At 40.2% G+C, this 14,956-nt stretch carries 16 protein-coding genes; 3 read left to right on the forward strand and 13 right to left on the reverse strand.

The window, feature by feature from the left end; translation table 11 throughout:
- Window positions 1–12: 12 nt before the first annotated feature.
- The 9 genes from ML543_RS03365 to ML543_RS03405 all read right to left on the reverse strand — a co-directional run bounded on the left by ML543_RS03365 (window position 13) and on the right by ML543_RS03405 (window position 9,005).
- Window positions 13–966, reverse strand: a complete 954-nt coding sequence (locus tag ML543_RS03365; RefSeq protein WP_243385723.1) for an ABC transporter permease — start codon at window positions 964–966, stop codon at window positions 13–15.
- A gap of 72 nt (window positions 967–1,038) precedes the next feature.
- Window positions 1,039–2,691: a peptide-binding protein gene (locus tag ML543_RS03370; protein ID WP_243385932.1), complete on the reverse strand. Its 1,653-nt coding sequence runs from the start codon at window positions 2,689–2,691 to the stop codon at window positions 1,039–1,041.
- A 111-nt stretch (window positions 2,692–2,802) separates the two neighbouring features.
- A complete protein-coding gene (locus tag ML543_RS03375; RefSeq protein ID WP_243385724.1) occupies window positions 2,803–3,822 on the reverse strand; it encodes an ABC transporter ATP-binding protein in 1,020 nt (339 codons plus the stop codon).
- Window positions 3,800–4,801 (reverse strand): ABC transporter ATP-binding protein, encoded by a 1,002-nt coding sequence (locus tag ML543_RS03380; RefSeq protein WP_243385725.1) that lies wholly within the window; start codon window positions 4,799–4,801, stop codon window positions 3,800–3,802. The genes ML543_RS03375 and ML543_RS03380 overlap by 23 nt, the downstream gene beginning before the upstream one ends.
- A gap of 171 nt (window positions 4,802–4,972) precedes the next feature.
- Window positions 4,973–5,758, reverse strand: coding sequence for a DUF2268 domain-containing putative Zn-dependent protease (locus tag ML543_RS03385; RefSeq protein WP_243385726.1), 786 nt, complete (start codon window positions 5,756–5,758; stop codon window positions 4,973–4,975).
- A gap of 15 nt (window positions 5,759–5,773) precedes the next feature.
- Window positions 5,774–6,079 carry a hypothetical protein gene (locus tag ML543_RS03390; protein ID WP_243385727.1) on the reverse strand — a complete coding sequence of 102 codons (306 nt, stop codon included), beginning with the start codon at window positions 6,077–6,079 and terminating at the stop codon, window positions 5,774–5,776.
- 98 nt (window positions 6,080–6,177) lie between these two features.
- Window positions 6,178–6,510, reverse strand: a complete 333-nt coding sequence (locus ML543_RS03395) for a DUF3221 domain-containing protein (protein WP_243385728.1) — start codon at window positions 6,508–6,510, stop codon at window positions 6,178–6,180.
- 265 nt (window positions 6,511–6,775) lie between these two features.
- Window positions 6,776–8,014, reverse strand: coding sequence for a beta-ketoacyl-ACP synthase II (gene fabF / locus ML543_RS03400; RefSeq protein ID WP_243385729.1), 1,239 nt, complete (start codon window positions 8,012–8,014; stop codon window positions 6,776–6,778).
- Between the two features lie 58 nt (window positions 8,015–8,072).
- Window positions 8,073–9,005 carry a beta-ketoacyl-ACP synthase III gene (locus tag ML543_RS03405; RefSeq protein ID WP_243385730.1) on the reverse strand — a complete coding sequence of 311 codons (933 nt, stop codon included), beginning with the start codon at window positions 9,003–9,005 and terminating at the stop codon, window positions 8,073–8,075.
- A 248-nt stretch (window positions 9,006–9,253) separates the two neighbouring features.
- Here ML543_RS03405 and ML543_RS03410 point away from each other — a divergent pair, with 248 nt between their 5' ends.
- Window positions 9,254–9,505, forward strand: a complete 252-nt coding sequence (locus tag ML543_RS03410; RefSeq protein WP_243385731.1) for a hypothetical protein — start codon at window positions 9,254–9,256, stop codon at window positions 9,503–9,505.
- Between the two features lie 533 nt (window positions 9,506–10,038).
- On the opposite strand, the gene ML543_RS03415 is transcribed toward ML543_RS03410, so the two are convergent.
- The 4 genes from ML543_RS03415 to ML543_RS03430 form a co-directional block, all read right to left on the reverse strand.
- Entirely contained in the window at window positions 10,039–10,224 is a 186-nt protein-coding gene (locus ML543_RS03415) for a ComZ family protein (RefSeq protein ID WP_243385732.1), read from the reverse strand.
- A gap of 13 nt (window positions 10,225–10,237) precedes the next feature.
- Entirely contained in the window at window positions 10,238–11,191 is a 954-nt protein-coding gene (locus ML543_RS03420; RefSeq protein WP_243385733.1) for a BMP family ABC transporter substrate-binding protein, read from the reverse strand.
- A 193-nt stretch (window positions 11,192–11,384) separates the two neighbouring features.
- Window positions 11,385–12,260: an NAD-dependent epimerase/dehydratase family protein gene (locus tag ML543_RS03425; RefSeq protein ID WP_243385734.1), complete on the reverse strand. Its 876-nt coding sequence runs from the start codon at window positions 12,258–12,260 to the stop codon at window positions 11,385–11,387.
- 79 nt (window positions 12,261–12,339) lie between these two features.
- Window positions 12,340–13,077, reverse strand: a complete 738-nt coding sequence (locus ML543_RS03430) for a hypothetical protein (RefSeq protein WP_243385735.1) — start codon at window positions 13,075–13,077, stop codon at window positions 12,340–12,342.
- Between the two features lie 181 nt (window positions 13,078–13,258).
- On the opposite strand from ML543_RS03430, the gene ML543_RS03435 reads away from it, so the two are divergent.
- Window positions 13,259–13,441, forward strand: coding sequence for a YjzD family protein (locus ML543_RS03435; protein WP_243385736.1), 183 nt, complete (start codon window positions 13,259–13,261; stop codon window positions 13,439–13,441).
- Window positions 13,442–13,567: 126 nt separating this feature from the next.
- Window positions 13,568–14,935, forward strand: a complete 1,368-nt coding sequence (locus tag ML543_RS03440) for an aldehyde dehydrogenase (protein ID WP_243385737.1) — start codon at window positions 13,568–13,570, stop codon at window positions 14,933–14,935.
- Window positions 14,936–14,956: the final 21 nt, after the last annotated feature.

Raw genomic sequence — 14,956 nt, forward strand, 5'->3', positions numbered from 1 at the left:
CGGTTTACCTCCTTACTTGTACTCAATTCGAGGGTCGATTAATGCGTATAAGATATCCGCTATTAAATTCCCTAGCACGACGAAGACAGACGAAATCATCGTTAATGCCATTAAAACGGGATAGTCTCGTTGGAAGGCTGAATCAATGAAAAGCAATCCAATCCCTGGCCACGCAAATACTTTTTCCACAATGACAGCGCCACCAATAAAGGTAGGTAACATTAAACCGAAGATTGTAATAACCGGAATTAATCCGTTTCTGACTCCATGCTTCATAATAACTTTTGATTCCTTAAAACCTTTCGCTCGTGCTGTTCGCATATAATCTTGCTTCAACACTTCAAGCATGCTCGATCGCATATAGCGTGTCAGACCGGCCATGTCCGCGGTTGCAAGGACAAAACCAGGTAAAATAAGATGATGTAGACGATCCCAAATACTAAAGTCAGCATTCAATGTGGCAACACCGCCTGTTGGAAACCATCCTAAATGAACGGCAAACGCCATAATTAACATTAATCCAAGCCAAAAGTTTGGTGTTGCAAGCCCTAAAAATGATAATGTTGTAACGGAGTAATCCAATCTCGTATAAGGTCTAGAAGCTTGCAAAATTCCGATTGGAATGGAAATGATAATGGCAATAAATGTTGACGTAATCATGAGTAATAGTGTATTCGGCAATCGATTCATGATCATTTCACTTACCGGTACACCTTTACGAATTAAAGAAGTACCGAAATCTCCTTGTAAAAACGAACCAAGCCATTTGAAATATTGAATATAAATTGGGTCATTCAGTCCGTATTTTTCCATAAATTTCTCTTTATCTGCCCCACTAATCGTTGGATCCATCAGTAGCGACGTTGGGTCTCCCGGGGCAAGACGAATAATCGCAAAAGAAATAATCGATATCCCGAACAGTAATGGAATGGCCGCTAATGTGCGCCGAATGATATATGTAACCATTCAATATCACCTACTTTTCTCGTATTCTCCTTTAAAAAGGGAAGGGAACGAATCCCTTCCCCATTTTCACAATTATTGCTTGAGCCACCATTCGTTCACTTTATAGAAATCGTCTTTCGCATGGTTTGTAAATCCTTCTAAGTTCTCTGGTAACGCTTTGTATCCAATTGGATAGTACAAGAATGTGTACGGTTGCTCATCAGCGATAAGGGAGTAAATTTCTTTGTATGCTTCTTTAAATTCGTCACGATCTAAAATCTTACGCGCATCAACCATTAATTGATCCGCCTTTTCGTTGCTCCACCATACGAAGTTTAACCCTTCTTCCATTTGGCTAGAGTGGAAGATATCATATTGGTCTGGGAATGTGGATAGTGACCAACCTAAAATTACCGCATCGTAGTTCCAATTAGGTGCAGTAACTTGTTCAATGAACGCACTCCACTCAATAATTTCTGGCTTCACTTCGATTCCAATTTCCGCTAATTGTTGCTGGACAACTACAGAAATATCTTCACGGACTTTGTTCCCTTGGTTCGTTTTGATGTTGAAGGAGAATTTTTTCCCGTCTTTATCAAGAATTCCATCTCCATCCGTATCTTCCCAGCCTGCTTCTTTTAATAACTCTTTAGCTTTTTCAGGATCATAGTCAAACTTTGTGACATCATCGCTATAAGCCCAAGAAAGTGGACTTTCTGGTACGTGTGCTACTTCGCCTTCACCGTTTAAAATGCTATCCACGATGGATTGACGATCAATCGCCATCGTTAAAGCTTGACGAACTTTTTTATCTTGGAACATTTCATTTTTTTGATTCCAGCCGATATACGTATACGCTAAATCAAGACCGGATTCTAGCTTCACGCCGCTGAAAGATTGAACCGTTTCAACATCTGTTGCTGGAATGCCTGGTACGTAGTGAACATCACCAGCTTGTAATTGCGCTAATAACGCATCCATATCAGGAACAATTTTGTATGTGATGGAATCTAAATGAGGTCTACCTAAGAAGTAATCATCATTCGCTACTACTTTTACGTATTGGCCATCCTTCCATTCTTCAAACTTGAATGCACCTGTACCGATTGGATTTTTCGTATTGAATTCATGCTCTCCAAGTTCAGCAATCGGAACGTCACCTAAAATGTGCTCAGGTAAAATGTAATAGCTTAATGTAATTGGATAGAAAGAGGCATTTTTCTCTTTTAATTTAAACTCGACAGTGTAGTCATCCACTTTTGTGACACTTTCAATCATGTCAAAGTTGGAACCACGTTCACCGTTATAATCTGGGCTAAGTGGAACATTGTACGTAAAAACAACGTCATCGGCTGTTAATTCTTCGCCATCATGCCACTTCACGCCTTCTTTCACCTTAACGGTATACGTTAAACCATCTTCTGATTCATTAATACTTTCCGCTAAATGTAACGTTGGGTTAAACTCTGTATCACTCGATACTAACCCGTCAAAAATAAACCCTTCAATATCAGAACTCGCTGTATCCGTTGAATACAATGGGTTAAATAACGTCGGAGAACCTGTTGAACCAACGATCAAATCTCCACCATCTTGTGGCTCAGTTGATTCTGTTGTTTCTCCTTCTGTATTTTCATTGGAACTACTTCCTTCATTTGATGTTTGGCTGCCTGAACAAGCTCCTAAAAAGATACCAAACGCGAGCATGAGCGCCAAAAATAACCAAAGTGACTTTTTTGATTTCATCATAATCCCCCTTTAATTTTTTCTTTTGAACATCTCCTGTATCACTTCCTATGTATAAGCCTCACCTCCTTTACGGTGTAAAAATTCCTACTAGAATGATATAAATTGAAATTAATATAGATGACAGGCAACGAAATGATTCGGTTTTGCCTCTTTAAAAGCTGGTTTTTCTACTTTACATTGATCCGTTGCCATTGGGCATCTCGTATGGAACACACAGCCTGACGGTGGATTGCTTGGACTTGGCAATTCCCCTTTTAATAGAATTCGTTCACGCTTCTTCTGTCCTCTTTTTCTCGGAACTGGGACTGCTGATAAAAGTGCTTGTGAATATGGGTGAAGCGGTTCTTCAAATAAAGAATGCTTCGGCGCAATCTCCATCATCTTGCCTAAATACAGCACACCGACACGGTCGCTAATGTGACGAACGACACTTAAATCGTGTGAGATAAATACGTACGTTAAGTCGAATTCAGCTTGTAAATCTTGCATTAAGTTAATGATTTGCGCTTGTATGGAAACATCCAAGGCAGATACAGCTTCATCAGCAATAATGACGTCAGGATTTAACGCTAAAGCACGGGCGATTCCAATACGCTGGCGCTGCCCACCAGAAAATTCATGTGGATAGCGATTCATATAGGTACCGCTTAAGCCCACCTTCTCTAAAAGCTCTTGTATTTTTTCAGTTCTTTCTTTCCCGCTATATAGTCGATGTGTTTGTATCGGTTCTTGGATGATACTTTTGAGTGTTTTACGAGGATTCAAAGATGCGTAAGGGTCTTGGAAGATCATTTGAATATTTTTGCGGACGTTTTTACGTAATTCTGCTTCACTTAAATGACTGATGTTTTGCCCTTTAAAAAGAATCTGTCCTTCTGTCGGTTCGTATAGGCGAATGATGGTACGACCAAACGTTGATTTTCCACAGCCAGACTCTCCAACAATGCCGATTGTTTCCCCTTTATAAATGGATAAATCGATGCCATCCACCGCTTTTATATACCCCGATGTTCGTTGCAAAACACCAGATTTAATTGGGAAATATTTTTTTAGATTTTGAACTTCAAGTATGGTTTCACGGTCCCGCCGTTTTTGCGTCTCTTCTTTAGATTGAATGGTAATTTTCATGTTTCTCATTCTCCTTACCTTCATGTAAAAAACAACGGACAGCTCGTCCATCTTTTTCAATTAACTGAGGTGCTTCTTCAAAGCAGCGGCCAAATGCTTTGGAGCAACGGGGAGCAAAGCGACATCCTTTCGGTAGTTGGTCGGGTGTTGGAACGTTGCCTTCAATATTTTGTAGTCGTTCAATTTCCCCTTCGATGCTCGGAATCGATTGGATAAGCCCTTCCGTATATGGGTGAAGCGGTTCATCAAACAAATCGTCGACATGCGCTTCTTCTACAACTTGTCCACAATACATAACGACGACGCGCTCAGCTACTTCTGACACAACTCCTAAATCATGAGTAATGAGAAGAATAGACGTATCAAACTGATCGCTTAATCCTTTCATTAACTCTAGAATTTGCGCTTGAATTGTCACATCAAGGGCTGTTGTCGGCTCATCTGCAATGAGTAGCTTCGGATTACAGCTCATCGCCATTGCAATCATGACACGTTGCCTCATTCCACCAGATAATCGATGTGGATATTCATGAATGATTTCATCTGCTCGGGAGAAGCCAACAAGCTTTAATAGTTCAATCGCTTTTTGCTCCGCCTCTTTTTTGGAAAGCTTCTGGTGATAAATAATAACCTCCGTTATTTGTTCACCAATCGTTAAGACCGGATTTAAGGACGTCATCGGTTCTTGGAAAATCATCGATATTTCATTGCCACGAATGCGGCACATTTCCTTTTCGCTTAGCGTAGTTAAATCCTTCCCCTCCAACAAAATCTGTCCACCGACAATTTTTCCTCCTGGAGTAGGAACTAGTCCCATGATGGATAGGGACGTGATGCTTTTTCCTGATCCAGACTCTCCTACAAGAGCAACCGTCTCTCCCTTTTTAATGACGATATCGACACCATCTACTGCTTTCACTTCATTCTTTTTTTTGAAAAAAGATGTTTTTAAATTCTTCACTTCCAATAGGGTTGTCATCTGTCTACTAGACACCACCTTAACAAATCGAATATTACAAATTTTCTTAATTTTACATCTTTATTAGAATAATATTACAACCGTCTACTAAAATCAACAACATTGTCCAAATTTTGTTACAATTTGTTGTACACTTACATGCTTTCCCCTTTAAAAGTAGTAAAACACAGGTTAAGAATCGCCCTGTGTTTCATAGGTTTGCGCAATCGTTTTAGCACTTATAGTGAAGGTATCTGCGATGGCTCTTTTGTTTTTTTGATAAAACGTTTTCACCATTTCATACCCGAGTGCATACCCAAGCATATTCGGATAAAAGCCCTTCCCATACAAGATTTGAATATACTTCTCTTCATCCAGCTTTATGTTTTGGTCGTCCTTTACCCACTTCTCCCACCATCGCCTTAGCTGACTTGGCGGATATTTCGTCATCCAATGGGTTAATGCATCCTCTCCCAACCGTTCTTGAACAACATATTCCGCTAGTCCCTCTAAAATGATGGTGTCAAGTAATGTGTATTCCTCTTCATCTTTATCATGATGATAAAGGCGGCAAACATGATGATATTCATGCATCAATACCGCTTCAAGCGCCTTTTCAGTCACAGTCGGTGACAAAAATAAAAACAACTTATCAGAAAATGAAAGACCAGACCTTCCGTTAAAATCGACAGACAATATCCCATTTGACGCTTCCACAGGAAAAATAAAAATCGGAATATCAGGTCCCTTCCATTCTTTTTTTAACGTCCTATAAATTCGTTCCACTTTCTCCCACAGTTTCTTTTCAATCATTTGTTTTACTGTATTTTTCCGGATGGACCGTGCCATTCCAAACCGAACGAGATGTTGATGAATCGCTTCTGCAGGTAACGGCGGAAAATAGCCTTTTAACTTTGAACATATTTTGATCGGATTTGTCTCTTTTTGGAGCCAGTCCTTTGTAAGGATTACACCCACACTTTTCACCTCACTTCAAACGTATTTTATGTGAGGATGAATTTGTTGGTTACTTGGGAGATGACGCTCTTCACATGTGCGATGCTCTCTCCTTCTTGGGCGATGCTCCACTTCACTCGGGCGATGCTCCACTCCTCTTGGGCGGTTCCACTCTTCACTCGGGCGATGCTCCACTTCATTTGGGCGGTACTCCACTTCACTTGGGCGATGCTCCACTTCACTTGGGCGGCGCTCCACTTCACTCGGGCGGCCGCTCCACTCCTCTTGGGCATGCCCCACTTCACTCGGGCGATGCTCCACTTCATTTGGGCGATGCTCCACTTCACTTGGGCGATGTTCCCGATCAATGGGACAAATCGAACAAAAAGCTTAGTTAGGAATGAAAAAAGCGCCTTCTATCAGACGCTTCGTAAAAATAGTTATTCTAATATGCGAACCACTTTGGCCGAACCTTGTACTGGATAAGACTCTTGAACGCCTCCTTCAAAGATGACTTCAACTAGGTTTCCTTCTTTTAATTCTTCGTTATCCAATTGCGTTTCGGAATCCTTAGTTTCAATGAGTGTGTCATCTGTTATCGTGACGAAGGCATTATCATAATCTGTATCTTCTTCAATCTCTCCTACTACGTGAATCTCATTCCCATCGATGGATTGGATTGTCCCACGTATACCAATCCACTCTTCTTCTTTGAATTGTGAACATGCAGCGGTTACCATCAATAATACAAATAAGAATAGCTTTTTCAACATCGTCCACTCCTCTCAAAAAAATAGACGGATGAGGAATGGAAACGTTACGATTCTAATTCTGGATAAGAAAAGCGCAAGTCCTTAGGCGAAGGGCGCTGGAGGACCTGCGAGGAGGCTTCCGTCGCCACAGCAGGGCCGAAGCGACCCGAGCTGATGGCGCTACCAAAAAACGGTAAAGAAAATACTTTAACACTTTATTGAACTTAAACTTTCTGTAACAAAAACAAAAAACCGCCTTACCTTTAGGGTAAAGCGGTTTTGATTATTATTCGTAACGTTTAAATACGATAGTAGCGTTATGACCACCGAAACCTAGAGAGTTACTCATCGCTACACGAACGTCTTTTTTCTTCGCTTCATTTGGCGCATAGTCTAAGTCACAGTCTGGGTCTGGTGTTTCGTAATTGATGGTTGGCGGGATGATTCCATCTTTAATAGACATTACCGTAAAGATAGCTTCCACACCACCAGCTGCACCTAGAAGGTGTCCAGTCATCGACTTCGTTGAACTAACTGTAAGGTTGTAAGCATGCTCACCAAACACTTCTTTAATGGCAGCTGTTTCATATTTATCGTTGTATTCCGTACTTGTACCGTGCGCGTTAATGTAGTCAACATCTTCTGGTTTTAAACCAGCATTTTCAATCGCCATTTTCATCGCACGTGCACCACCTTCTCCGCCTGGAGCTGGTGCTGTAATGTGATGCGCATCACCTGTTGAACCGTATCCAACGATTTCAGCATAAATATGCGCTCCGCGAGCTAACGCATGTTCAAGCTCTTCCAACACTAAAATTCCGGCACCTTCACCCATTACAAATCCGTCGCGGTTTTGATCGAATGGACGGCTCGCTGTTTTTGGATCTGGATTTGTCGTTAACGCTTTTGCAGAACTGAATCCAGCGAAGGACATTTTCGTTAATGGCGCTTCTGAACCACCTGTAATCATAACGTCAGCATCGCCACGCTCAATCGCTTTATAGGCGTCACCAATGGAGTTTGTACCAGTTGCACAAGCTGTTACCGTACAAGAGTTTACCCCTTTTGCACCAAGAGCGATGGATACTTGCCCGGTTGCCATATCTGGAATCATCATTGGTACGAAGAACGGACTTACACGGCGTGCACCTTTATTTAAGAACGTTTCAAATTGTTGTTCGAACGTTTCCATGCCACCGATTCCAGAACCAATCCAAACACCAACACGATGCGCATTCTCGTCTGTAATTTCTAAGTTTGCGTCTTTCACAGCCATCATTGAAGATGCTAAAGCGTATTGTGTGAAGCGATCCATTTTGCGAGCTTCTTTTTTATCCATGAAGTTTTCAGGATTGAAGTCATTAATTTCTGCGGCCACTTTAGCCGGATAATCATCCTTGTTTACACGTGTTAATTCTCCAATTCCAGATACACCTTTTAACGCGTTTTCCCATGATGTTTTTGCATCTAATCCAATTGGGGTTACGGCCCCAAGACCTGTTACTACTACTCTACGTTTTGACATGAACGTTGCACCTCACCTTAATATGGATTGTTAAATCAATTTGCGTATCAGTTTAAGGTTATTTGCCCCATCTAAGCGCAATGGCTCCCCATGTTAGGCCGCCACCAAAGCCAACCATAACCACAAGGTCACCATCTTTGATCTTCCCAGCCTTCACCTCTTCGTATAAAGAGATTGGGATGGACGCTGCAGAAGTGTTTCCGTACTTATGAACCGTTTTAGACATCTTCTCTTCCGGAAGCTCTAAACGTTGGCGAGCTGATTCCATAATGCGAATATTCGCTTGGTGTGGAATAAGGAAGTCGACATCATCTTTGGACAATCCAGCCTTTTCTAACACATTAATGCTTGATTCCCCCATTTGACGAACAGCAAATTTAAAGACTTCACGTCCGTTCATAATGACATATTCGTCTTGGTATAGATGTTTTCCTCCCGTGCCATCAGCCCCAAGCTCGAAGGATAGAATTCCTTTTCCTTCGCTTACTGGTCCCATTACAACGGCACCTGCACCATCACCGAATAACACAGCTGTCGTACGGTCGTCCCAATTTAATATTTTTGAAAGCTTCTCAACTCCTACGATGAGGATATTTTTATAAGCTCCTGACTCAATGAATTGCTTCGCGGTAACCATGCCGTACATAAATCCAGCACAAGCCGCACTAATATCCATTGCCGCTGCTTTTGTCGCACCAAGTTTTTCTTGAAGCATGCATGCAACAGATGGGAATGGTTGATCGGGTGTGACAGTCGCCACTAAGATCATGTCGATTTCTTCAGGCGTAATGCCCGCATCTTTAATGGCTTCTTGCGCCGCTTTATACCCTAAGTCCGATGTATCAATACCATCCGGCGCAAGGCGACGTTCTTCAATCCCCGTTCGCGTACGAATCCATTCATCAGAAGTATCCATTACTTTTTCTAAATCTTTATTTGTAACGACATTCTCAGGTGCATAACGACCGATTCCAATTACTCCAGCCTTCATTATGCGCATCTCCTTTATTATAAAATGAAACCTACATTTTGGAAATAAAACGTAGCTTTAAAATACGGTATGAAATATTAACATCAAATATTATGACTTGGTACTAATTTTAACGTATTTTCTTTCCGTAATCAATATATTTGTTTTCTAGGACAACGGTCTACTCACACTAATCCATACGTTCATACATTATAACAAGATTGCCAAAACACAAGTTGGAAAAACGCTAGAAAGGTAGGTGCACCAACATGGAAGAGAACGAAAAAGTTGAAATAAAACAAGAGGCCCCGAAAAAAGGATCCGAATTCTTCGATGCCTTTATGTTTGGTAAACCAATGGTCCGTGAAGAAACAAAAGAGCAAGAAAAGGTCGGGGATTTTGACTACACGCAATTAATGGCGCAAATTGATGACGTTATGACTTCCATTGATGACTTAAAGCCGTTATTAAAAGAATTTTCTCCAATTGTCGATTTTATTAAGAAAAAAATAAATTTATAGGAAATGAAATACCCTCTTAAACAATGAACGATTCCCGAAAGCTTTAACGTATGATTAAAAACCGTTTCCTTGAAATAAAATTCGAAAAACCTCTACAGACATAAGGTACAAAAGGGCGAGGAATAGATTGGTTGAGATTAAAACATTTCTCCATCTACCTTTTTCACTCATGAAAGCGAAAAGTAGTGAAAGAAGTAGTCCACAGATTATCCCAGTCCTAACAAAAGATATTGGGACAATTACGCCTGAGAAAAGAGTTAGTAAAAAGAACAAAATGGTCCCGAGCACAAAAAACATTGAAATGCTTACATTCATTTGTTTATTCACATTATCCCCCCAAACTAAGCGATTCTTAGTTTTATTATAAGTAAATAATTGGAAGATAATAAACAATTTCTTTCCGGAGCTAAGTTTTGTATAGTAGAAATTGTTATTTTATGGAAGTAGGGAAACTGGGATATTGAACTTAAACTTTCTGAACAACAAAAAAGACCTAAAGAATCAATGAGGATTCTCTAGGTCCGTTTTGGTCCTTACCCTTGCGCTTCTTCTTTGCCAAGCTCGTACGCTTCTGCCATTACTTTTGTTAGTAATGTAATCATTGGTTGAAGTTGTTCAGGATTCAATTCTAATCCAAGTTCATCTAGTTGAGCTTTTGCTTCTGGTAAGTAATTCATGGCAATTTGCATAAATTGTAATGTCTTTGGATGTTGTTCCATGTGACTTCTCTCCTTATTCGTTCGGTAATTTTCCTGTTTGCTTGTACGTTTCAATATGTGATTGTATTTGTTCTTGGTATTCTTTGTCAACTAGTGGACTGAATTTCCCAAGTTTGATGACACCTTCATCAAAGTCAAAGGATAAGTTACCACTTTCTAACTCACCATTTTGAAAACGTTCTGCAACTAATAAATACAACAAATCGACGTGTTGGACTGTGCTTGTAAGGACCGTCTGTTGACCTAAATCTGCTTGATCAGAAATATATCCGATGGCATATAACCCGTTATCTTTTAGTCGCTTGATTACCGGTACGTTGTAGCCATCACCAGCTGGGTAGACAACGTCAACTTGCTCGTTCATCAGTTCATCTAAGTATTGAAAGGCGATTTTTTCGTCTCCCCAAGACTGTGTATAATGAATCTTTACATTTATATCAGGGTTTTCGAATTTCGCCCCTTGGTAAAAACCTTCCACTTCTGGCTGCCATTCAAACGCAGCAATAATTCCAATTCGGTCGCTGTTTGACATATGAGCTGCCACCATTCCGGCAAAAAAGCCCATCGCATGAGACTTAAAATTCAAGCTTGTCACATTGTCACCTTTTGCATCTCCGTTAAAAAAGACGAAATGTATGTCCGGGTATTCTTCATGTAATGCTCGGAAAAAGGGTTGATACTCATTCCCATGACCAAAAATTAAGTCCACACCCTTTTCGGCAAATTCTTCAACCGCTTGTTTGACAGCAAGCTCGTTATTCATCCCTTCTTTATAAAAAACATCCACGTTTAATTCTGATTGTATTTTGAGCAATCCTTTGTATCCTTTTGTTCCCCACACTTGATCGTTAATGGTATCAGGGACAAGCAATCCAACTTTATCAAACTTTTCATTCGGGGAGGCCTGTCCACAACCTGCCAAGAAAGAAATAATGAGGATTAGAATGATTCCCATTTTGTTGTACATCGTTCGCAACTCCTTCACAAAGGGCTCAAACGAAAAGACCGCAGCAACTAGTTGTGAACCGTTCGAGTCCTCCTATTATCTACATGTTATTAAGTAATAGTAATAATTACTCTTATATACTTAAAAACATTCGATAAAATCGTTTTATGCATTTCACATTCTATTTTATCCTCATAATATCCTTCCCTACAAGTTATTTATTCGAGTTTTCCAAGTAGGGATTGAACCGTTGTATAAAATTTCGCTGTTCATCATAACATTGCTGCCACTCTTTTTTTTGATCAATAACGAGTCGATTTTTTAGTTGCAAGTCGATTGGTTTTATACGAAATGAAACGGAGTCGGGCAATTTTTTTAAAAACTGATTGGATACAAAATGAACAATTGAAGAAGAATTAGACACATCTCGACTTAATTCCATTATCGCTTCCATCACATCTTCAATGTAAAGAAGATCGCGAATCGGTTCTTTTTCTATCGTTGGAATCGGTTCATTTGTGAACTGCTTCAGTATTTCATCTGTCATCCATTGCCCCGGTGGCTGCCATGGACCAAAAACAGTCGGAATCCGAACAATAACGGATTTTGCCGATTGGACTACATGTTTCGTCCACCACTTTTCAACTTGAAGGTAAAAGTCCCCTTTTTCGGTCGATGGACGAGGTTTAACTTCATCTGTAATCTTCTCTTGGTCGAGCCCGAAAACATTAATAGATGACAATAAGAAAACGGGGCAAGCAGCTTCTTTTAAAACATTCCAGACCCTCTCCAACACCGTTCGCTCTTGTGCCCAATCTTTCGGCCACTCTGGATCATGCGGATCGTAATGACAAAAATAAATGGAATCATATGTTGAAACATCAGCTTTTTCCATTAAATCTTCTTTCGTCCATATCGATAATTGAGCGTTTCGTCCGAGCCATAACATTTCTTCCTCGACCCATTTATGGTAAAACGGCTGAGAAGGTTCAAAGAAAACCCCATCAACAGAATAACCTTCCTCTAAAAAGTGACTACATAAATGAAACCCAATGAATTGTTGTGCACCAATAATTAAAACACTTTCCAATGTGAAGCCTCCTTTACGGATTCGTGCGATGAATGTTCGATATAGTATCGTATGCCCCGAACACTCAAATTAGTCATTCCTATAAAATTCGCTCATGGCTTCGCAAATAATTCATCATCATTTGATAGACGCGCGTTGCATTTTCGGGAAGGTAAAAAGTGAGTTGGATAGGTGAGTGTATGTCTGTTCGGTATTCCTCATATACTTTACTATGGAGTTGGTAGGTGTAAGGACTTCCGTACATTTTTTGCCAGATTCGAACAGGAACTGTCGACTTAAAATTCGATATTTGTGCAAAGCTTTGCTTTTCAACCTCCTTTTCATCAAGACCATAAGCGATTGAAAGTTCACGTATCATTCGTTTGTAAAAGAATTTATTCTCTCTTTCCAATTGCAATTGTTCTTTTAATTGAATACAAGGGTTTAACAAGGAAACCGAGCGAATGTCATCCCCCATTATTTCCATCAATTGCAGAGCCGTTAACGCTCCCATTCCTTCTGCAATAATGTGAATGCGCTTATTCAAAATCTCCTTCTTTTGAACAAGATAGTACAACTCCTTAGAAAGCATCGTCGCTTTCGGTGATCCCCAATGTCGCCCATATAAGTTGGAATAAAATACGGTATAGCCACTTGCTCTTAATAAATGAAGCAATTGACGCCTCCCGTAATGTTGAATCCAGAAGCTTGAATCTTCGTCAACGTAGTGACTTTTATCTCCAATAATGAGCACTCCGAATCCGTTCGGCTTTTCCGGAAGGTGCACAACATTCCATTCCTGTTCTATTTGAAAAAAGCGCTCTGAAATACCGTCCATGTTCCCACCACCTTTCGTTACTCTCTCATTCCTTACTACTTTATGATAAAAACGATACAAAGTTTGGTGTTTCGCCTATTTCCTATATAACTATTTCATTTTTATCAAAAAATTAGCCGTTTCATACCGAAAATTTGTGTGATAATATATATTGGAAAGCCGTATAAAGAGGTGAATCGAAATGAAATATGTCATGACGTTATTTTGGGCATTTTTATTAGTCAACATGGCAAGCTACGTTGTTTCTTCCATGATTGGCGCTACATATGAGTTCGGCACATCTTCAGTTCTTGCTGTCGTTGCAACCGTTCTCATTTTCATCATTGGAGAATTATTACCAAACGAACCAATTGAACATCATTAATCAGGTTCGACATGTCGAAACGAAAACCCTCTTGTTTATTGTGCAAGAGGGTTTTTGTTTGACAAAAAATTAAACATCCGTCATTATGTTTATATATTTAAACATTTAAACAATAGGAGTGAGTCGATGGACATTCCTCGCATTATACAAGAACAAAAACAATACTTCTTATCGGGTGAAACGAAACCATTATCGTTTCGAATCCATCAGTTAACAAAATTAAAACAAGCCATACAAAAATATGAACACGAAATCCTTTTTGCCTTAAAAAAAGATTTAAATAAATCGGAGAAAGACGCATACATGACAGAGATTGGGGTGCTGTTAGAGGAAATCTCCTTTATGATCAAGCACGCCAAATCATGGGTAAAACCTGAACGTGTCAAAACGCCTGTTACTCATTTCGGTTCCAAAAGCGTCATTTACAAAGAGCCATACGGAACGGTTTTAATCATCGCTCCATGGAACTATCCTTTCCAACTGGCAATTTCCCCTCTAATTGGAGCGATCATTGCAGGGAATACAGCGGTCATCAAGCCGTCTGAATTAACCCCCACCGTTTCAAAATTGCTAAAGAGAATTGTAGATGAAACCTTCCCCCCTACTTATATTACCGTTGTGGAAGGAGCAGTCGAAACTTCCCAAGCTCTGCTGAAAGAAAATTTTGATTACATTTTCTTTACAGGAAGTGTTCCAGTCGGACGAATTGTGATGGAAGCTGCCGCTCAAAACTTAACACCCGTTACACTAGAGCTTGGTGGGAAAAGCCCGGTAATTGTCGATGAAACTGCTAACCTCGACCTAGCAGCACGACGCATTGTATGGGGGAAATTTTTGAATGCCGGACAAACGTGTATTGCACCTGATTATCTATTCGTTCACGAGAAGGTTAAACAACCACTTTTAGATAAAATAAGTGATTATATTGAAAAGTTTTATGGAAAGAATCCGCTTGAAAACGATGATTATACGCGTATTGTTAGCAAGCGCCATTTCGATCGTCTCGTTTCCTTTTTATCAAATGGTTCCGTTGTCATCGGAGGAACTTATAACGAAGAAACGCTAACAATTGCCCCGACCATTCTCGATCATATTTCTTGGGACGATGCAGTTATGGAAGATGAAATTTTCGGACCGATTTTACCAGTTTTAACCTTCCAGCAAATTGATGAGTGTATCGAGGCCATTCGAAACAGACCGAAACCGCTTGCCCTCTATACATTCACAGCAAACGAAGCCATCCAACAACGGATTATTCATGAAACTTCCTTCGGGGGCGGTGCAATGAACGATACCATTCTTCACATCGCAACCCCTTATCTTCCATTTGGAGGAGTTGGGAATAGTGGCATTGGGTCGTATCATGGGAAGAAAAGCTTTGACACATTTACCCATCACAAAAGCGTCCTTCACCAAACGACGAAATTTGATTTACCAGTTCGTTACCCTGACTTTAAAGACGGATTAAAATGGATCAAGCGATTGATGAAGTAGCACGGAGTAAGAAACATACAT

It is taken from the genome of Bacillus kexueae, from assembly GCF_022809095.1.
Lineage (GTDB): Bacteria > Bacillota > Bacilli > Bacillales > Aeribacillaceae > Bacillus_BZ > Bacillus_BZ kexueae.

Coding starts and splice junctions, on each gene's coding strand:
- ML543_RS03365 (WP_243385723.1), bottom strand. CDS start 966: ATGGTTACATATATCATTCGGCGCACATTAGCGGCCATTCCATTACTG.
- ML543_RS03370 (WP_243385932.1), bottom strand. CDS start 2,691: ATGAAATCAAAAAAGTCACTTTGGTTATTTTTGGCGCTCATGCTCGCG.
- ML543_RS03375 (WP_243385724.1), bottom strand. CDS start 3,822: ATGAAAATTACCATTCAATCTAAAGAAGAGACGCAAAAACGGCGGGAC.
- ML543_RS03380 (WP_243385725.1), bottom strand. CDS start 4,801: ATGACAACCCTATTGGAAGTGAAGAATTTAAAAACATCTTTTTTCAAA.
- ML543_RS03395 (WP_243385728.1), bottom strand. CDS start 6,510: ATGTTGAAAAAGCTATTCTTATTTGTATTATTGATGGTAACCGCTGCA.
- fabF (WP_243385729.1), bottom strand. CDS start 8,014: ATGTCAAAACGTAGAGTAGTAGTAACAGGTCTTGGGGCCGTAACCCCA.
- ML543_RS03405 (WP_243385730.1), bottom strand. CDS start 9,005: ATGAAGGCTGGAGTAATTGGAATCGGTCGTTATGCACCTGAGAATGTC.
- ML543_RS03410 (WP_243385731.1), top strand. CDS start 9,254: ATGGAAGAGAACGAAAAAGTTGAAATAAAACAAGAGGCCCCGAAAAAA.
- ML543_RS03415 (WP_243385732.1), bottom strand. CDS start 10,224: ATGGAACAACATCCAAAGACATTACAATTTATGCAAATTGCCATGAAT.
- ML543_RS03420 (WP_243385733.1), bottom strand. CDS start 11,191: ATGTACAACAAAATGGGAATCATTCTAATCCTCATTATTTCTTTCTTG.
- ML543_RS03430 (WP_243385735.1), bottom strand. CDS start 13,077: ATGGACGGTATTTCAGAGCGCTTTTTTCAAATAGAACAGGAATGGAAT.
- ML543_RS03435 (WP_243385736.1), top strand. CDS start 13,259: ATGAAATATGTCATGACGTTATTTTGGGCATTTTTATTAGTCAACATG.
- ML543_RS03440 (WP_243385737.1), top strand. CDS start 13,568: ATGGACATTCCTCGCATTATACAAGAACAAAAACAATACTTCTTATCG.